Source organism: Marinomonas maritima (genome assembly GCF_024435075.2).
GTDB lineage: Bacteria > Pseudomonadota > Gammaproteobacteria > Pseudomonadales > Marinomonadaceae > Marinomonas > Marinomonas maritima.
Map to the genome: position 1 here is coordinate 721,274 of NZ_JAMZEG020000001.1, position 19,273 is coordinate 740,546.

A 19,273-nucleotide genomic window follows, 5' to 3' on the forward strand; every position below is an offset into this window, starting at 1 on the left:
TTTTTTATCGAATTTCCCCCTGCTTGATCTTCTCCAATATGATAAAATTTCGCCTATCTAAAAGAGTGTTTATGAGAACAAGTCTCGCGCTCTGTTTCTTTCAGAATATATTAAGGATGAGACTGTGGTAGACACTTACTCAACAGAGGTTAATAAGTTAGAGAAACTTCGCGCGGCTTGGTTGCCGGCGGTTGAGTTTCTTTTTGGCGAAGCCGTTGCAGAGGCTAAGTTTGATGGTTTCGACGTTCGCGATGACATCACTAAGCCAAGCATGATTTTTGCTTACGTAGACGAGCCGTATCGCTACACAATTCAGATGCCGGTCAGAGTCTTCACGAATGATGTGATGTTGCTGGCGGATGTGATTCAGGAAATGGTGCGAGGCTTGTTTCCTATCGGCACACAAGATGCTAAAACATCTGCACTTTGTGAAGGTGCCGCGGTGTTTGGTGCGATTACAGCGATCAAACAAGTGTTCGGTGAAGAGACTGTCGACTCTTATTTGAACGCATTGAAAGAGCAAGCGTTCTCTTTTTATGATGCGTTTTCATATGTCGCGGTTTTGTTAGCGGAAGACCCACAAGCGATCAAGAAACTACGCGGTGTGCAGCCTTTCTTGTACAAAGTAGAACGAGCTGATTTTGAGACTGCACAAGTAGAAATAGATCGTAAAATTAAAGATATTCTTTTATTGGCTTTTCGTGCCTGACCAGTAAAATTGAATAACAGATATAAAAATGCCGCGGTAACTCGCGGCATTTTTGTATGATAGTTAGGTTTTAATTCAAACAGTTCAATGCTTTTAAGGTGTCTTCTACCGCTTTGTCGATTGGAGTCGAAGGTTCTTTTCCTAATTGTTGAATCAGCTTAGTGTTGTTCATGCGAATAGGCTGTTGCCATAGGTACCTCATTTTCATTATCTCTTTTAGGGTTTCGTTAAATGGTGCGATGCAAGACATTAACCTCCAAGGAAAGGCAGAAATGTTAGGTGTTTCCCCCATGTGTATTTCCACAGCTCGACGAATAGTTTTTGCCATCTGCTCACCATCTTTATCCCAGAAACCATTCATATGAAAGGTTGAAAAAGCGTCTAAGGTATCGCGATTTTCGATCAGTTTGACCATAGTCGTCGCTACGTCTGGCAAGTAAGCCCATTGATGACCAACATTGAGAGTAGATGGATTACTGATGTTTTTGATTGGTTTATTAGGCTTTATTAATCCTTGAGAAAACCAGTTGTTAACGGCACTTGGACCAAAGAAATCCCCCGCTCTTACAATAATGACCTGCCCACCGTGTTCGGAAAAAACCTGTAAGCGACGTTCCATTTCTACTCGAATATGGCCCTTTTTAGTGACTGGGTTTTGTGGGGATGTTTCGTTTAGTAATGGGAAAGCATCTTGACCATAGTTATAAACAGTACCTGGAAGCACGATACAAGCGCCGATCTTTTTTGCAACGGCAATCGTATTGTCTAACATAGGTAAAACGAGCCTTCCCCAGCTTTTATAGCCGAGGGGATTAACGCCATGTAAAATCACCTGACAGCCTTCTGCCGCGGTCTCTACATCGGCTTGATTGAGTGCATCTCCTTTGAACCAAGTGATATTTTTACTTTCTGATGTTTGATTCGCACCTCGTTTGAGCGCGTGAATGTGCCACCCTGCATTATTTAATTGGCGTACCACTTCACTGCCAATACCGCCTGTTGCGCCTAATACTAAGGCTCTCTTTTGTTTTAATGGTGTATTCATCTTGCTTCTCCAAATTTAGTAGATTGATGAAGCAAGCTTAGATATTCTGTGAACTAAATGAAATTGACGATAATGATAGAGAGGCTATACGTTTTTGTATGAGTAAGGCCATTATGTGGGAGTTGTACCATTCATTTCTTGGAGTCATGCAGGAAGGTTCTTTATCGGCTGCCGCGCGATCGCTTGGTTCTACACAGCCGACCATAGGTCGACATATTGCTGAATTAGAGCGGGCATTGAATATTACTCTGTTCATACGAACGCAAGGCGGCTTAACACCTACTGAAGCGGCGAACGCCTTGCTTGGATCTGTGACTGAAATGGCAAGTATCGCAGCGGCGATGGAGCGCGTTGCCAGTCATCAAGGCGAGGGTATTCAAGGGACGGTCAGAATTACTTCCAGTGATGTAATTGGCATCGAAATTTTGCCTAACATGTTTACAAACATTGCAGAAAAATACCCTGATGTAAGCATCGAATTAGTGCTTTCAGACAAGATACAGAACCTTTTGAACCGAGAAGCAGACATTGCCATACGATTTTTTCGCCCCATACAAACTCAATTAATTGCGCGACGTATTGGCAGCATTGAGTTGGGTTTTTATGCTCATAAAACTTATCTAGAAAAGCACGGTGTTCCTTCGACTCTTGGTGACCTTGCACAACATAAATTGATTGGTTTTGATCAATTAACAGACTACATTCGCACCGTCTCAAAAAAATTGCCGTTTTCCCTAGAGAAAAGCAGCTTTAGTTTTCGGACAGACAGCAATGTCGCTCAGTTATCGTTAATTCGAGCAGGCGCTGGAATTGGTATTTGTCAGTCAAATTTAGCCCAGTGTGATGAAAGCCTTATTCGATTATTGCCCGACAACTTTACTTTTGAAATGGATGCTTGGGTGACTATGCATGAAGACTTAAGGAAAAGTCCTGTGTGCCAAGCGGTATTTGATGAACTCGTGACTGGATTATTAAGTTACGTGAATAATTGCTAATTTCTATGATTTTGGTTTTTGTACTGTAAGGCATTTTGATTGGAGAAAGTGTTACCGCCCAGCACACTGTACTGGACGGAAAAACGCATGACTATGGTTGCAGTTCGTGTAGCTCTTCACTGAACCATATTTTGCGTTTGAAGCGAGGGTTTTTCGATGACATATCGATTTTATAAGGATTGGCTTCGTGATTTTGGGGTAAGTCGAGTATATTGCAAAGCTCTTGAGCGAGCCATTTTTCTACTTTTAGTACCACCATCTTCTTACGCAAACGGCCTTGTTCATCACGGTTTAATATAGTGGGCAGCGTATTCAACGTTAAAATTTCGCCCAGTGCAGGGTGCGCCATACGTTCACGGCCTTCATCGCTGGCATAAAAATGCGATACGGCAAACACCATGCGTTGAGGGTTGATCTGCTTTAAAAATTGACAAGATTTAACCACGGTAGAACCCGTGCGGACCATGTCGTCGAATAACACAATACTGGCGCCGTCTAAGCCGTCGAATGTGTGTTCGCTTTCTTTGTGCAGCGTAATTTCAACTTTGCGTTCGTTGGTGCGTTCTTTGTCGAGCATGATGAACTTGGCTTTTTTCAGGCCAAGCGTTTTGTACATTTCTTTTACGAAATCACGCGCGCCTTTGTCTGGAGCACACAACACAAGGCCTTCGCCGTCTTCGCCGTAATGCAAAATATCTGAATTTAGCAAATAGTGCGCGTAGATTTCATACGGGATTAGGTTGTGGAAATCGCCTTCGAAGACTTCGGTAAAGATTTTTTGTACAGAATCAGAATGGTTATGGATAGTCATCACGGTGTCGACACCCGATAACTTAAGCATTTGTGCGTACAGTTTTGCGGTGAAAGGCTGGCCGTCAAATTTCTTAACGTCCTTAATATCACGTTCAAAACTGGTTTCACCTAAACTAATGTGCGGGCCGCGATCTTGTGCACTGTAAAACAGATCGGGTTCCACCAAGATGACGCGAGCGGCGCCGTTTTCTTTGGCGGCACGGGCAATGATAAAGTTCGACATGGCGAGTTCTTGGCGGCTTTTCACATGACTGCCAGTACTGACAATAATGACAGATTTACCCTTTAGCTTGCGGCCAATTTTATCAAAATCCGCCTCGTCAGAAATAAATCGAGGACAAAATTCAGAGTTCATGAACTGCTTCATACTGATCAAATCAGCGATATCATCGTACTGTCCCATTGCATAGGCAATGTCGATGGCAAATGGATTATCAGAAGAGTTACTAACAACTACGACATTAGTTGACTGACTGGTCGACAAAGTCATTAAAGATCCTTAACGAAGGGGTAGGGGATTTGGGCAGATTTTAATACGTGTGGACTTGTTTCGATAGGGCTTATTGAGGATAAATGGCATTTTTATGTCGATTAGGTGCCACACAAGATTGTTCCTGAGTATGGATTCAAGTGTAACCTTGGTGTCATTCTATTAATTCTGAAAACCCTTTAATGGAATGAATAGATAGGGGAAGCGCTATCCTGCTATATTTTGAGTTCAATCAGCTGGATCAATATGTCTAAACTCTAGGGGAAATAAGTATGAGTACGACGGACATTCGCAATATAAAAAAAACGTTGTTATCCGATAGTTGGTATACCTTAAATAAGTTTTCGTTTGAGTTGAAAGACAAAAATGGACAGTGGCAATATCAAGAGCGTGAAGCGTACGATAGAGGTAATGGTGCAACCATCTTACTCTACAACACTGAGAAAAAGACCGTAGTACTAACACGACAATTCCGATTGCCCACTTACGTAAATGGCAATCATGATGGGATGCTGATCGAATCTTGTGCGGGCTTATTGGATCAAGACAACCCAGAAGATTGTATTAAACGAGAGACACAAGAAGAAACGGGTTTTCATGTTGAGAGCGTCAAAAAAGTATTTGAAGCTTACATGTCACCCGGTTCAGTGACAGAAATGCTGTATTTTTTCGTTGCTCAATACTCTGACCATATGAAGGTGTCTGATGGTGGTGGCCTTGAACATGAACAAGAAAATATTGAGGTACTTGAATTAGATTTTCAGCTTGCTTGTTCTATGGTGGATTCTGGAGAGATTAAAGATGGGAAAACCATTATGCTGCTGCAATACGCTAAATTAAAAGGTTTGCTCTAATGTTGACTAACGTAGAAGGCAAGTTTGATGGTTATCCTGATGAAGTGAAAACCATCATGTTAGGGATGCGGGAATTGATTTTATCCGTAGCACAAGACAATCAACTTGGTACCGTTGAAGAATCGCTAAAATGGGGTGAGCCGAGCTATTATGTTAAAGGTGGCAGTCCAATAAGAATTGATTGGAAGCCCAAAGCACCAAACCAATATTACTTTTACTTTAACTGTAAAAGTACATTAGTTGATACCTTTCGAGAACTGTATTCCGATCAGTTTGAATTCGAAGGAAACCGCGCGATTGCGTTGAGACTGAATCAAGACGCCCCGCTTAATTGCCTACGGCATTGCATTGAAATAGCAATGACATACCAGAAAAATAAACATCTCCCCTTATTAGGGGCATAACTTTCATTGTCTAATTGAATCGGCGCAGTAACGGACACTGCATTTCCCCAGCACCGCACCATTAGTGCCGTTTGCTGGTGACCTATACGCCTTATCCAATACATCTCACTTTTGAATGGCTAAAACCATTTTTATTTGGGCGACTTAACTTTGTCTACATTGCTGATAACAACTCGGTGATCTTGGGCAGACTGCGCCGCGTGAGCAGATCAGCCGAGCGTCGCTTTCTATGCCGCGCTCGACCCAGTTGATATTGAGGATTTTCGCCACGCTCATCAGGTCTTTTTTGATGCTTTTCGGAATGTGTGAAGATCCACCGCCAGCAACGCATGCTTGCTTTAAATCATCAGCGATAGAAATAGCGTCTTTACCCTGCGCGTTTATTGCAGGGTTGAGGTCGATACCAGAGCAAAGTACGTGGCTGTTGCCGGCAAGGTCTTGCACTTTGACGGATTCACACGCGTAAATGCGCGGTTCGTTACCGACATTAAGGATAGATATTTGCGCGGACGATCCAGTGCTCGGTTCGCTAATTTTTCGAAATACCGCCCAATGTTGGCAAGGGTCTTCCACCATGCTCATGTTTCCCCAAGGTAGAGGAATGCCATTTCCTCGGTACACGGCTTTGAGTTTGCCTGGTGCGTAAGCGTCGAAATAATGCCAATGAGGGTAAGGCGAAGCGGCTGTCATACGGCGCATGGCAACGGATTCTGATACGCCTGCCAATTGCGCGGTATTAATCTCATAACCATTGCGATCCAGCATGTGCCGGAACGGGACTTTTGGACAAAGCAGCGCACCAGCAAAAAAGCTACATTCAAAATCTCGCCACGCGTGCAAAATATCTTGCGCGTCCATTCCTGAGGATTGCATTTTTGAATTTTGGGCTTGCAGGGGCGAAATTTCATTTCGGCCTGTGACCAATACATTTTTCATGCCGTCTTTGTCGTGCAGCACGGTATGCCCTATGTGTACCGCGAGATTGTATTTCAAACGCTGCGGTTGGGATTTCATTATCTGATTAATGTAAATCGTGTTTGGTGGATCAAAGAAAGACGTCACGACATGGCTTTCATCAATGCCCATACTCTCTAAAATAGACAAAGGTGTTTTACGAAACCATTTGATCTGCAAACCCATTTGTTTGGTGATGGCGACAATCTCATCAAGACTTAATGGCAAGCGCTTAAGACCAACGTCTTCTGCCGCTCGCTCCAAATCGGGAAAGTGGTTCTGGTTATGTTCCTGATGGGCGCGGATTAGCAGGTGGGCGAACTGTCGACCGCTGGTGCCTGTTTGAGAAAGCATTTCTGGAATGGCAATTTGCAATATTTCTTTGGAGAATAAAAAGTTTGGTTCTAGCGCCATGCCGCTGATACCCCCACCAGAGCCTTTCGATGGCGTAATGGCATCTTCTTCGGGAATATCATCTAAAAACCATTCGACATTTTTCTGAAAAACGCTGGCAATAACCTCCAAAACGTCTTCACTGGGAATACGTTTTCCTCTTTCTATCATTGATAAATATGACACAGACGGCGCGGATTCTGCGTCGATTTTTATGCATCTTGAAGATAAGTCTTCCATCGTCAAACGGTTACGTTTACGCAGGTTGCGGATTTTTGTGCCCAAAAAATGGGCTTTGCGATTAAGGCTATTTTTATTTTTCATTTTTGTAAAATTTACACTGTGTAATTCTTATTGTGAAATTTTATCTTAGTTGCGCATAGACTATAAATCAAGCAAGCGAGAACGGTTTTCTCAGCGGCTAATTTGATAAAGATAAGAATAAAGCTCACTAAAGAAGGAAAGCGAGATGAATATGCCCTTACCTAAAAATAACAGTCTGATCCACTCAGGGTTTTGCAACTTCATCAATGAAGAAGTGCTTCCCTTTCATACCATCGAGCCAACAAAATTTTGGCAAGATTTAGAACAATTAATCTCTGATTTAGCGCCGATTAACCGCCAATTATTAACGACTCGCGATGTTATGCAGCAGCAGATTGACCAATGGCATCTTGCTCAAAAAGGTCAGCCAATGGACATTCAAGCGTATGAGGATTTTTTACGTGAGATAGGTTACTTGGTAGAAGAGGGAGACGATTTCACCATCATGACGGATAACGTGGACGATGAAATTGCGACGCTTGCAGGACCGCAATTAGTTGTGCCAGTAAAGAACGCACGTTTTGCTCTGAATGCGGCGAATGCTCGCTGGGGCAGTTTGTATGATGCTTTTTATGGCACCGATGTGATTGCAAAAACTACTGGGCTTGAAACCAATAAAGGCTATAACGCTGCACGTGGTGAACAGGTGATTGCTAAAGCCAAAGCCTTTTTGGATGACGCATTTCCTCTTGAAAGTGGTTCTCATAAAGACGTGAGTAGTTATGTGGTTTATTACCACCATCTGCTGGCTTTCTTTGACGATGGAAGCCAAACCGGTTTGAAACAACCTTCTCAGCTGGTGGCGGTTAATGGTCAGCGCAGCGACCCTGAAGCGGTCTTATTGAAAAATAACGGCTTGCACGTAGAGATCCATTTTGATCGTAACGGCCAAAATGGTGTGAAAGATAAAGCCAACATTAATGACATTGTTATTGAGTCCGCACTGAGCGCCATTATTGACTGCGAAGACTCCGTTGCGGCTGTCGATGCTGAAGACAAAATTGATGTTTACCGCAACTGGTTGGGTTTGATGCAAGGCACGCTAGAAGCCAGCTTCGAGAAAGATGGACAAACGCAGACGCGTCGTATGAACCCTGATCGCTGCTTTACGGATTTGCATAACAAAGAGTACCGCTTGCATGGTCGTTCTCTATTATTGGTTCGAAATGTTGGCCACCTAATGGAATGCGATTTGATGCAGGACGAACTGGGCAATTTTGTACCAGAAGGCATCATGGATGCGGTGGTAACGGCTTTAATCGGAGCGTTGGATTTACAGCGTAACGAAGGCATACGAAACAGTCGCGCCGGCAGTATTTATATTGTTAAACCTAAGATGCATGGACCCGATGAAGTGGCGTTCAGTTGTGAGCTGTTTGGTCGTGTAGAGCAGATGTTGGGCTTGCCAAAAAATACCATCAAGATCGGCATTATGGATGAAGAACGTCGCACGACGTTGAACCTAAAAGAGTGTATTCGTCAGGCCAAATCGCGCGTGTTTTTCATCAATACCGGCTTTTTGGATCGCACTGGTGACGAGATTCATACCAGTATGCAAGCCGGACCATTTTTGCCAAAAGATCAGATTAAAAATCAGCCTTGGATTCAAGCGTATGAAAATCGCAACGTAGACATCGGCTTGCAGTGTGGTTTGCCGGGTAAAGCACAGATTGGTAAAGGCATGTGGGCCATGCCAGATGAAATGGCGGCGATGATGGAAGCGAAAATTGCGCACCCAAAAGCAGGCGCCAACACGGCTTGGGTGCCTTCCCCTACTGCGGCGACGCTGCATGCGCTGCATTACCATCAAATAAATGTGTTTGACGTGCAGGAGCGAATTAAGTCGCGTCCTAAAGCGAATCTAACAGATTTGCTCACGATTCCGACCATTCCTCACAACTTGACCTTATCAAACCAAGTGATTGAGCGAGAAGTTGAGAACAATGTACAAGGCTTGTTGGGCTATGTAGTGCGCTGGGTAGAAGCGGGTGTTGGTTGCTCCAAAGTGCCAGACATCAATAACGTGGGTTTGATGGAAGATCGCGCCACCTTACGTATCTCCAGCCAACATTTAGCTAATTGGCTGCTGCATGGAATTTGCGATAAAGCACAGGTAGATAACGTGATGCAGCGCATGGCCGTCGTTGTTGATGAGCAAAACAAAAACACCCAAGGCTATCGCCCGATGATGTCTCATGAATCAAAGAATACCGGGTCATCAAGCCTCGCGTTCAAAGCAGCACAAGACTTGATTTACAAAGGTGTTATTCAGCCTAACGGTTACACCGAGCCATTGCTTCATGCTTATCGCGTGCAGATGAAAGAAACGAGTTAAGCGAGCGAATTGAAAAAGTTTAAACATTTGAGCGTTACAAATTGATTAATTTAGACAACCTAAAAAGTGAGAAATGCTATGCAAACTTATAACAATAAAACCCAGCAAGCGAGTAATACAATCAATCAACAAGGCCCAACGTGGGCGGCAATGAACCCTGAGTTTGTGGCTAGAATGCAATTGCAAAACCGCTTTAATACGGGTTTAGATATCGCCAAATACACCGCTAAAATTATGCGTGAAGACATGGCTAGTTACGACAAAGACTCAGCAAATTACACTCAGTCTTTGGGTTGCTGGCATGGTTTTATCGGTCAACAGAAAATGATTTCGATTAAGAAACATTTTGGCACTACACGCAGTCGTTACTTGTACTTGTCAGGTTGGATGGTCGCGGCGATGCGCTCTGAATTTGGACCTTTGCCGGACCAGTCTATGCATGAAAAAACCTCAGTGCCAGCCTTGATCGAAGAATTATATACTTTCTTGAAGCAGGCCGATGCTCGTGAACTACAGCATCTATTCAAAGAAATGGATGACGCAAGAGAAGCAGGTGACCAAGTCCGCGAGCAAGCAGCGCAGAATAAAATTGATAACTTTGAAACGCACGTTGTACCTATAATCGCAGACATTGATGCCGGCTTTGGCAACGAAGAAGCCACTTATCTGTTGGCGAAAAAGATGATTGAAGCAGGCGCTTGCTGTATTCAGATCGAAAACCAAGTGTCGGACGCGAAACAATGCGGACATCAAGATGGTAAAGTAACCGTGCCCCACGAAGACTTTTTGGCGAAAATTAACGCAGTGCGTTATGCCTTTATGGAGCTGGGTGTAGACGATGGTGTCATCGTTGCGCGTACTGATTCTTTGGGTGCAGGTTTGACGCAAAAGATCCCAGTTTCACAAACGGCTGGTGATTTGGCTGAGCAATACAATGCTTTTATAGACGGTGAAGAAGTGACGTCTCTTGAGCAAATGAAATCTGGCGATATGGCGATCAAACTGGGCGATCGTTTGATTAAGCCAACTCGCTTAGCGAATGGTTTGGTGCGTTTTAAACCGAATACCGGTGAAGACCGCGTGGTATTGGATTGCATTACGTCTTTGCAAAACGGAGCAGACTTATTGTGGATCGAAACGGAAAAGCCACACATAGGCCAAATCGCGTCGATTGTGAATCGTATTCGTGACGTGATGCCAAATGCCAAATTGGTTTATAACAACAGCCCATCATTTAACTGGACGCTTAACTTCCGTCAGCAAGTGTTTGATGCATGGTTAGCGGAAGGCAAGGACGTAGCGCAATATCAACGTGAGAAATTGATGTCACAAGACTATGACGCCACACCATTGGCGGCCGAAGCAGATGAGCGCATTCGTTGTTTCCAAAAAGACGCCGCGGCGCAAGCGGGTATCTTCCATCATTTGATTACCTTGCCTACTTATCATACTGCGGCATTGTCTACGGATAATTTAGCGAAAGATTACTTTGGTGAAATGGGTATGTTGGGCTATGTAAAAGAAGTTCAGCGTAAAGAAATTCGTCAAGGCTTAGCCTGTGTGAAGCACCAAGACATGTCTGGATCAAACATGGGTGATGATCACAAAGAGTACTTTTCTGGAGCGCAAGCGCTTAAAGCGTCAGGCAAAGACAATACAATGAATCAATTCGCGGTCTGATTAAACGAATAATAATCTGATTGTATTGATATCAAAGGCCAGCAGTCTTCCCCCTGCTGGTCTTTTTTATTGGAAACGTTTTTTTAATTCGAGGTCATCAAACCGTCATGGCTAGCCTTTATCTTATGGTGAAAATAATCAAAGCACGGCAGTGCTATCACATTAATAGGGGTTGAAAATGACGGGTAAGATTTGGTTGGTTAGTTTGATTTCAATTGGTGTTTTATCGGGTTGTGCAAATAATGCAATGACGCAAGCGGCACCTAGTTTTGTGGATAATGTTTCGAAGCAGGGGAGTGAATTGCCTTATTCTGTATTGCGTGGGGACCTTATTGATAGCAAAACCAATCAGCCCTTTGACATTCGTAATGGTGGTTTTGGCTCTGCGATGACGGTGAATCCGAACCAATCGAATCAGTTTTACGCATTAACCGATCGTGGTCCAAACGCGAATTACACGGGCGAATACGGTAAAGGGAAAAGCTTCCCTGTAGCTTCTTATACGCCACGTATTGGTTTGTTCGAAGTAGAATCTGATGGCTCTATTTCTATGGTAAGAAGTATTTTACTCAAACGCCCAGAAGGCAGTTTAATCTCTGGTTTACCGAATACGTCTGCATTAGGTGGCACGGGTGAAACGCCGTATCATTCCAATGGACAACCCGTTTTAATGAATGACAGTAAACCTTATGACAAGGACACGAATCCTATTAAATTGGATGATTACGGTTTAGATGGTGAAGGTTTAGTCGCGCTAAAAGATGGTACATTTTGGGTGAGTGATGAGTATGGTCCCCATATTGTTCACTTTGATAGTAATGGCGTAGAAATCGGCCGAATTAACGCGTTTAAAAACGATACTCGCAATGTGTTCCATTTACCTGCCGTATTCCAACATCGTCGGGCGAATCGTGGAATGGAAGGTTTAGCCATTTCGCCAGATGAAACCACCTTGGTGGGTATTATGCAGTCGACCATGAAAAATCCAGATAAAGCGGCTCAAAAGGGCAACTTGACTCGTATCGTAACAGTGAACTTAACGGATGGTAATACTGAGCAATACTTATACCGCCAAGAAAAAGCCGAAAATGCAAATTCTGAGATTTCTACGTTGACCGCTAATCAATTTTTGGTCATTGAACGTGATGGCAGCTTCTTATTAGGTGGACCAAATGGTGAGTCTAAAGCCAACCCAAAGGCTCAGAAGCATGTGTATCGTATTGACTTAAGTACCGGTACACCGCTTTCTAGTGTTGCTTTATCGAGTTCTATCAAGCGAGATGAGAGTCACGGCTTGATGATTGATGGATTGACCTTAGAGCAATTCGCCAACACATATGGTTGGGATGCATTAGCAGAAAAAGGCATTAAACCGGTCAGTAAAGCGCTGGTGATCGACATGGTAAAAGCCGTTTCTTATCCACATGATAAAATGGAAGGCTTGTGGGTGATTGATGGCCATCACCTTGGTGTATTAAACGATGACGATTTTGCGACTTGGTCGACGAAAGGCAAACTAGAGCAAAAGCATCTTGATAGTCATACTATTGATTCGAATCGACTTTATATTATTAACGCCGATCTGATGGGCAATTAGTGACTTTAGATTAGGCTTTATGACGTTGAGTAAAGTAAAAAGGAATGCCGCAGTGCATTCCTTTTTTATGATGAGCAGTTTCTATTAATTTGATTTAGCTCATCACTCGACTCTGTACTAAGATTAAAAATTCAGTACATTATCCGCCATGGTATTGTTCCTTTCATTCACCTTGTTGTGGCGTTTGCCCTAAGAAAGATAGTATGAGTTTAGATTCGTTATTTTCTATTGCTCCCTATAGTTGGGGAGCGATTTTTACCTCTGTTTTTTGTGGCGTTATTGTTGGTTTAGAACGGCAGCTGAGAGGTAAGCCAGTGGGTATTCGAACCTCGGCTTTGATCGTCTTGGGAACCTATGTGTTTATTGCGTCGTCAATGTTTGTTGCTGCTGACATTACAGATCCATCTAGGATAATAGGGCAGGTGATTACGGGGATTGGTTTCCTTGGTGCTGGGGTGATGCTTTCAAAAGATGGAGCCGTCATCGGAGTGACTTCTGCTGCAACTATTTGGTCGCTTGCTTCCGTCGGTGTGTGTATTGCCATTGTCGATTCTTATGTGGCTATCAAACTGTCTCTCATCTTGGTTGCTATTTTATATGGAGTGGATCTTTTGGAAGAATATTCGTCTGCTTTTACTCGAGGAGTGCATTCAAAGTACAGTAGCTGGCGTAAAAGAAACTAAGACGCACTATTGTTTTATCCTATTAGAAATAGAGACCTAAGTGATGTCGTAATGTGAGTCAGTAGTAATCAAGATAAAATGAATTTTGATGAAACTAATGCCAATTGCCCCAGCATTTATTGCGTGCTTAGCCCTCCTTAAAAACACCTTTGTTTATATATTTATAACTATTGGATTGTTCTCTTTTGGTTGTGTGCTCTATTCGGACAGTTCTACGCAATTTCGTCCTTTGTCTTTGCCTCTATAAAGTGCTTTGTCCGCTCGTTTTATCATTTTAAGTGCATTGTCATGTTGGCCACGGCTATCGGTTACACCTAATGTGATGGTGATAGGAAGATTGAAATCACTGAATTTTTGTTTAGATATCACATTTTTAAGGTCATCAGCGATGAGTGCAGCCTGATTCTTTGTGGTATTTGGGAGAATGACAATAAACTCTTCACCACCAAACCGAGCAATGATGTCGCGCTTTCTCAGTGTGCTTGAAAGAATATTAGCGACTTCAATTAAACATATATCTCCAACGTCATGTCCGTATCTATCATTTATTTTTTTAAAGTAGTCAATATCAATTAGGATAAGACTTAAAGGTGAAGAGGCAATCGCTGTCTCCTCTAGCTCTTTGCTAAAGAGGGTGTTTAAGCCGCGTCTGTTAAGTAATCCAGTCAGTGGGTCTAGAGTGTTTTCTTCTTTGAGTTGCTTGGTTACTTCAGTGTAGCGTTGAAGAAAGAAGTGCCCAAAAAAAGCACTTAAAATAATGGAAATAGTAAGCCAAAAGCCACGAGCCGTAGACATCTCTTTGGAATAGACTCCGCCAGTTAAGTCTACAATATACTCACTAAATATGGTCGCCAAAATAGTACCTGCCACGAGGGTAATTGTAAGAGCCAAAGATTCACGATGCCCACCGAGAAGCGCTGCCAAAATTGGATAAAGTGGCAAAAAGTAGACCATTTGGCTATTAACACCACCGGATATTGCAAGAGTAGGAAGGATAATAATAAGGGCGATTAATAAAGAGAGGGTAGTCTCCCATTTTGGAAATAGGTTAAATCGCACTACAAAATAAAATCCAGTAATTAAAAATAACTCGGCAATACCAATCCACATAAAATAAATCGGCAAATCAATAAAGAAGGGTCTACAAATCAGCGAAAATACGATGGTAGTAAAGACGAGTTCTATGATTCTCAGAGTGAACTTATGGCTGAGTTCGGTTTGGATATTGTTAGACATGATAATGTGAAGTTGTTCCTGATACGGTTAATAGCAATGATTATTATTTTTCTATTTGATTGTTTAGTAAACATATTATTGATTGATCATACCCTAGATTCAAAGACTTATTAGTATCTTTCCTATTATTTTCAGTGTCGAGCGTGAGTGTTGTTACCGAGGAAAGAAGACAAAATTCAGCAAGTTCTTCGAAAGTGGAGAAGACTCAGTAAATTAGATAGAGCAGTATGTTAGATTGACTGACTACACTGTTTTTGTTGTAAGGAGTATTTTGTGGGATTGAAGAATCGGATTGTCGCGAGTAGTGTTCTGTCTGTTTGTGTGATGGCGTTACCGGTCCAGGCGGCGACATTTGAAGTACCAAGATCGTTTGAAATTATGTACGTTGACCTTGAAGGTGCAAGGCAGTTCGGTAACGACTTTAAGGTCGAGGTTGATGAAGGTCAGCACCAAATTGTCGTACGATTTAATAAATTGTTACGCAGTGGTGGGGATACGCAAGCGTATCAGTCTGAACCAATTGTGCTGGATTTACAATTTGGAAAGAATGATTATTTCACGGTGAAAGCGCCCTATGTTTCGACGAAAAAGCAGGCAGAGGCTTACTCCAAGGCACCTACGTTTAGCCTTTTTGATGATCGCAGTGGCAAAGAAGTAGACTATCAACACCAAATATTACCGGTGAAGTCTGGGTTTCAAAATACGCGTGATTACGTTACCGAAATTGAACGCCTTACGGCAAAAAACCAACCAATTATAAATGATGCTCCTGTCTTAGCTCCGGTTATTTTGACACAAAATGTTGCTCTAGAAATGATGCAGTTTTGGTATAACCGGTCTGATGACGCGACTCGTAAAGAGGTGCGTATTTGGATAGCGGATGATTTGTATAAATCAACGGTGTCCAATATTCAGCTAGAAATGTCGCAGTTTTGGTTTAATAAAGCCGACAGAGAAGCAAAAAAAGCGTTCCAAGCTTGGCTTGTAGAATGATATTTTAAGTTCAAGAGAGTTCAGTGTAAAAAAAACGCCCAGCGAATGCTGGGCGTTTTTTTCGTGTTTTAATAAAGAATACTGTCTCAGAAGATTAAGCAACGGCATCCGTTCTAGCGATTCTTTGATTGAATTTTCCATTCACCCAAAGAGCTAATAGGATAATACTGCCGCCAATAGCCAACCGAACGATGTCTGCGTCTCGGTTCCAGAAAACCACGTTGACGATAATGCCTGTTGGGATGAGTAGGTTGTTCGCAATAGCCAATGTTCCTACATCCACTGTTGTTGCGCCTTTATTCCAAGCAAAGTAGCCTAACCCAGAAGCGACAATGCCAAGGTACGTTAAAATAGACCACTGAAGTGTCGTTGTTGGCAGTTTGTCTGGGTTACCTAATACTAAGTAGCATGGAATAACGACAGCAAGAGCACCGATAAAAAACCAACCGAAAACGGTGCGCTGTGACAGATCGGGGCGTTCTTTTGCAATAATACGTTTATAACCTACTTGTCCTGCTGCGAAGCAAACATTGGCGCCCTGTACAATGAGTAAACCTTTAATAAAGCCTTCATCGATACCTTGGTAACGAATGGCTACCGCACCTAAAATAGCGAGCAGTGCGCTAAGAGCAAAGCCAATATTAAAGCGTCTATCCAGTAAGTCATTAATAAGGGTGACGTAAAGAGGTGTCATGACGGTGAACAGTAATACTTCGGGAACAGAGAGGTACAAGAAGGATTGGTAATAAAATCCGTACATGATGCCAAGCTGTAAAGCCCCGCACACCATTAATTTTAAAGCGGTTTTAGCTTCAATGTCACGTAGCTTTAAAAAAGGTAGAAAGACAATCGTGGCGAGCGCTACGCGCATTAACACAGAAAACCAAGCATCGACTTGACCAGCGAGATAAACGCCAATCAAACTAAACGAGAATGCCCATAAAAGGGTGACGGCAATAAGTATTGGCATGAGAATGGATTCCACTTAGATAATTTTGACGTAAGTTTAACGATTTACTCCCCGTAGGTAAATTAGTTTACTTTTTTTAATTTTGAAGTTTACTAATTGATGAGAGCGTCACAATCGTTGTTATTTTTTATGTTTATATCAAGACAAAAAATGGTCTATTGCTTTTGTTGAGGAGGTTGCTTGTGCGCCTTAAATTTTAGGATTGAAAGGGCGATAACGTTTTTAATTTTGCGGATTTGATATAGGCTACTTTGCTTCGTTAGATATGAATTGGAAAGATGATGATATTGGCGTTAGAGTCAGGTTTTGAAAGCCGTTGTCAGGTATTTTTACACACACAGGGAGCAGCGGATGTTGCCCACGATTTAAGTCATATTTATCGTGTGGTCAAAACAGCCAAACAACTGGCTACGGAAGAGGAGGCGGATTTGGCTGTGGTGATTCCTGCAGCGTGGTTACATGATTGCGTGTCTTTACCGAAGAATCATCCTGAACGACATCTTGCTTCGACTTTGGCTGCGGACAAAGCCATTGAGTTTCTTAAATCGATTGATTACCCCTGTGAATACTTTGAATCAATTCACCATTCCATACGTGCTCACAGTTTTAGCGCTAATGTTTCTCTTAAAAGCCTAGAAGCTAAAATAGTACAAGACGCTGATCGCTTGGATGCGTTGGGAGCCGTTGGTATTGCACGTTGTATGCAGGTGAGCGGTGCGCTCAATAGAACTTTATATTCACTTGATGATCCGTTGTGTGAAATGCGTCAGCCGGATGATGAGCGTTATTCAATAGACCATTTTTATAATAAACTTTTTCGTATTGCGGATAGTCTCAATACACCGTCAGCTCAAGCAGAAGGGAGGCGCCGCGAAGCCGTAATGCGAGTGTTTTTACAACAATTGGCGCTGGAAATTTAGTTCATGAATTGTTTAAGTGTTTACTTTGAAAATACTGAATTTTAACGTGTTTTTGCTTTTAAAATATTTAACGTAAAAGTGCGACTGATTTGATTTGAGCTATGACAGTTTGACCTTTTTGAAGCTTTAGTTTGTGGGCGGATAATGTGGTTATTCTGGCTAACATTGGGGTGTCGCCAGCTAAGAGCCGAACCATGATCATGCTAGGGTCTTTGGTATCTGCAATCATGTCATCAATTTTAACCGTTAGTCGGTTTAGAATGCTTGAATCGTCATGTTGACTGAGGGATAGGCTCACATCTTTCGATTGAATTCTTAAACGCAGAGTATCTCCTAGTTTTTCATTTCCTTGCTTAACGGCAATAACGTGGTTTTCAAAACTGATCCATGAAAGCCCCCATTCTGCTTCTTGTCGTGTGACGACACCTGATATCACAACACTGGCGTCTTGATACCGAGAAAATGAGGTGCCGAGTTTGCCCAGTAATGTTTGTGTTTTTCCTTCTTCTATTACCTTACCTTTTTCTAAGACAACCATATAATCCGCTAACCGAATGACTTCATCTAATGAGTGACTGACGTAAATGATAGGGATTTTTGCACGCTGACAGATTTGTTCTAGATAAGGGAGAATTTCTTGCTTTAAGGCATCGTCTAACGCGGCCAACGGCTCGTCCATCAGCAGGAGTTTAGGTTGAATGAGTAGTGCTCTGGCGATGGCAACTCGTTGGCGCTCACCACCAGACAGTTGCGATGGGTATTGTGGAAGCACAGACTCAATACCCATTAATTGAATGATCTCTGAATAGGAGATAACGGATTGGTTCTTATCGGCCCGTTTTATGGCAAATTGTAGGTTCTCTTGCGCGGTAAGGTGAGGGAATAAATTCGCGTCTTGGAATACGTAGCCTATTGGTCGCTTGTGAGAAGGCAATGGTGTTTTACTAGTTTGCCATGGTTCGCCATTGAGGCTTATGTGGCTTTTTGAGCTTTTTTCTAGTCCCGAAATGCAACGTAATAACGTCGTTTTACCTGATCCAGATGGACCAAATAATGCGGTTACACCGACGCTTGGGATTTGTAAGTCGACATCCAGTCTAAAGCCAGGCGTGCCTTCTCGCTGCTGTTCAATCCGAATATGCAGAGTGTTAGCAGGTGGGCCAAGCGTCATAATAAACCACCGGACATTGTGCTATTTTTTTGACGTTTCTGGATGCTGTATAAAAAAACGAGCACGGTAAAAGCAAAGGCGATCATTAATAACGAAAGTGAGTGAGCTTGTCCGTATTCTAAGGCTTCAACATGATCGTAAATCTGTACGGAAATGACTCTGGTTTCGTTGGGAATATTACCACCAATCATTAACACGACACCAAACTCTCCAACGGTGTGAGCAAAGCCTAAAATAGCAGCACTGATGTAACCGGGTTTTGCTAATGGAATGACGACATGAACAAATCTGTCCCATGGTGAGGCTCGTAATGTCGCTGCGGCTTCAAGGGGGCCTTCTCCAATAGATGCAAATGCGTTTTGAATAGGTTGAACGACGAATGGCAGTGAATACACCATGGAGGCAACGACCAGTCCAGTAAAGCTAAAAGGAAGTGGGGCGATTCCAAGTTGACCGAGTAGTTTTCCTATGAAGCCTTCTGGCCCTAATAAGAGTAACAGGTAAAATCCTAGTACCGTTGGGGGTAATACAAGAGGCATAGCGACAATCGCGTTGATAGGACCTTTTAGCCAAGACTGAGTGCGAGTTAACCACCAAGCAATGGGGGTGCTGATTAGGATAAGCAGTAACGTCACTAGGCTAGCAAGTTTTAGTGTTAACCATATTGCCCCGATATCTTCCGGACTTAATAGCATTCAGCGTTTACC

At 42.8% G+C, this 19,273-nt stretch carries 17 protein-coding genes; 10 read left to right on the forward strand and 7 right to left on the reverse strand.

From position 1 onward, the window contains the following. Positions 1-124: 124 nt before the first annotated feature. Positions 125-709 (forward strand): hypothetical protein, encoded by a 585-nt coding sequence (locus M3I01_RS03535; RefSeq protein ID WP_255894206.1) that lies wholly within the window; start codon positions 125-127, stop codon positions 707-709. Positions 710-779: 70 nt separating this feature from the next. Here M3I01_RS03535 and M3I01_RS03540 read toward each other — a convergent pair whose 3' ends face one another. Then, positions 780-1,754: an NAD-dependent epimerase/dehydratase family protein gene (locus tag M3I01_RS03540; RefSeq protein ID WP_255894207.1), complete on the reverse strand. Its 975-nt coding sequence runs from the start codon at positions 1,752-1,754 to the stop codon at positions 780-782. Between the two features lie 98 nt (positions 1,755-1,852). On the opposite strand from M3I01_RS03540, the gene M3I01_RS03545 reads away from it, so the two are divergent. Continuing rightward, positions 1,853-2,749 carry a LysR family transcriptional regulator gene (locus tag M3I01_RS03545; protein ID WP_255894208.1) on the forward strand — a complete coding sequence of 299 codons (897 nt, stop codon included), beginning with the start codon at positions 1,853-1,855 and terminating at the stop codon, positions 2,747-2,749. 91 nt (positions 2,750-2,840) lie between these two features. Here the strand turns inward: M3I01_RS03545 and M3I01_RS03550 are convergent, their stop codons facing one another. After that, on the reverse strand, positions 2,841-4,052 hold the full coding sequence (locus M3I01_RS03550) for a phosphoribosyltransferase family protein (protein WP_255894209.1): 1,212 nt from the start codon (positions 4,050-4,052) through the stop codon (positions 2,841-2,843). Positions 4,053-4,324: 272 nt separating this feature from the next. Here M3I01_RS03550 and nudK point away from each other — a divergent pair, with 272 nt between their 5' ends. Both nudK and M3I01_RS03560 read left to right on the forward strand, forming a co-directional pair. After that, positions 4,325-4,906: a GDP-mannose pyrophosphatase NudK gene (gene nudK, locus M3I01_RS03555; protein ID WP_255894210.1), complete on the forward strand. Its 582-nt coding sequence runs from the start codon at positions 4,325-4,327 to the stop codon at positions 4,904-4,906. Then, positions 4,906-5,310, forward strand: a complete 405-nt coding sequence (locus tag M3I01_RS03560) for a DUF1801 domain-containing protein (protein WP_255894211.1) — start codon at positions 4,906-4,908, stop codon at positions 5,308-5,310. The genes nudK and M3I01_RS03560 overlap by 1 nt, the downstream gene beginning before the upstream one ends. A gap of 144 nt (positions 5,311-5,454) precedes the next feature. Here the strand turns inward: M3I01_RS03560 and M3I01_RS03565 are convergent, their stop codons facing one another. Further along, a complete protein-coding gene (locus M3I01_RS03565; RefSeq protein ID WP_255894212.1) occupies positions 5,455-6,981 on the reverse strand; it encodes a DUF3612 domain-containing protein in 1,527 nt (508 codons plus the stop codon). A gap of 145 nt (positions 6,982-7,126) precedes the next feature. Here M3I01_RS03565 and M3I01_RS03570 point away from each other — a divergent pair, with 145 nt between their 5' ends. From M3I01_RS03570 to M3I01_RS03585, 4 genes are all read left to right on the forward strand, one after another. Then, complete coding sequence (locus M3I01_RS03570) at positions 7,127-9,316, forward strand: malate synthase G (RefSeq protein ID WP_255894213.1); 2,190 nt, start codon at positions 7,127-7,129, stop codon at positions 9,314-9,316. A gap of 78 nt (positions 9,317-9,394) precedes the next feature. Then, positions 9,395-10,996 (forward strand): isocitrate lyase, encoded by a 1,602-nt coding sequence (locus tag M3I01_RS03575; RefSeq protein ID WP_255894214.1) that lies wholly within the window; start codon positions 9,395-9,397, stop codon positions 10,994-10,996. 178 nt (positions 10,997-11,174) lie between these two features. Beyond that, a complete protein-coding gene (locus M3I01_RS03580) occupies positions 11,175-12,593 on the forward strand; it encodes an esterase-like activity of phytase family protein (protein ID WP_255894215.1) in 1,419 nt (472 codons plus the stop codon). Between the two features lie 203 nt (positions 12,594-12,796). Then, positions 12,797-13,276, forward strand: a complete 480-nt coding sequence (locus tag M3I01_RS03585; RefSeq protein ID WP_112137182.1) for an MgtC/SapB family protein — start codon at positions 12,797-12,799, stop codon at positions 13,274-13,276. Between the two features lie 198 nt (positions 13,277-13,474). On the opposite strand, the gene M3I01_RS03590 is transcribed toward M3I01_RS03585, so the two are convergent. Then, positions 13,475-14,512 (reverse strand): GGDEF domain-containing protein, encoded by a 1,038-nt coding sequence (locus M3I01_RS03590; RefSeq protein ID WP_255894216.1) that lies wholly within the window; start codon positions 14,510-14,512, stop codon positions 13,475-13,477. Between the two features lie 273 nt (positions 14,513-14,785). Between M3I01_RS03590 and M3I01_RS03595 the strand changes: the two genes are divergently transcribed. Next, positions 14,786-15,505: a YccT family protein gene (locus M3I01_RS03595; protein WP_255894217.1), complete on the forward strand. Its 720-nt coding sequence runs from the start codon at positions 14,786-14,788 to the stop codon at positions 15,503-15,505. A 94-nt stretch (positions 15,506-15,599) separates the two neighbouring features. On the opposite strand, the gene M3I01_RS03600 is transcribed toward M3I01_RS03595, so the two are convergent. After that, entirely contained in the window at positions 15,600-16,475 is an 876-nt protein-coding gene (locus M3I01_RS03600; RefSeq protein ID WP_255894218.1) for a carboxylate/amino acid/amine transporter, read from the reverse strand. A 287-nt stretch (positions 16,476-16,762) separates the two neighbouring features. Here M3I01_RS03600 and M3I01_RS03605 point away from each other — a divergent pair, with 287 nt between their 5' ends. After that, positions 16,763-17,395 carry an HD domain-containing protein gene (locus tag M3I01_RS03605; protein WP_275564919.1) on the forward strand — a complete coding sequence of 211 codons (633 nt, stop codon included), beginning with the start codon at positions 16,763-16,765 and terminating at the stop codon, positions 17,393-17,395. A gap of 67 nt (positions 17,396-17,462) precedes the next feature. On the opposite strand, the gene modC is transcribed toward M3I01_RS03605, so the two are convergent. Both modC and modB read right to left on the reverse strand, forming a co-directional pair. Continuing rightward, positions 17,463-18,566 carry a molybdenum ABC transporter ATP-binding protein gene (gene modC, locus M3I01_RS03610; RefSeq protein WP_255894220.1) on the reverse strand — a complete coding sequence of 368 codons (1,104 nt, stop codon included), beginning with the start codon at positions 18,564-18,566 and terminating at the stop codon, positions 17,463-17,465. Beyond that, positions 18,563-19,261 (reverse strand): molybdate ABC transporter permease subunit, encoded by a 699-nt coding sequence (gene modB, locus M3I01_RS03615; RefSeq protein ID WP_255894221.1) that lies wholly within the window; start codon positions 19,259-19,261, stop codon positions 18,563-18,565. Before modB ends, modC begins: the two co-directional genes overlap by 4 nt. Between the last annotated feature and the right edge of the window lie 12 nt (positions 19,262-19,273).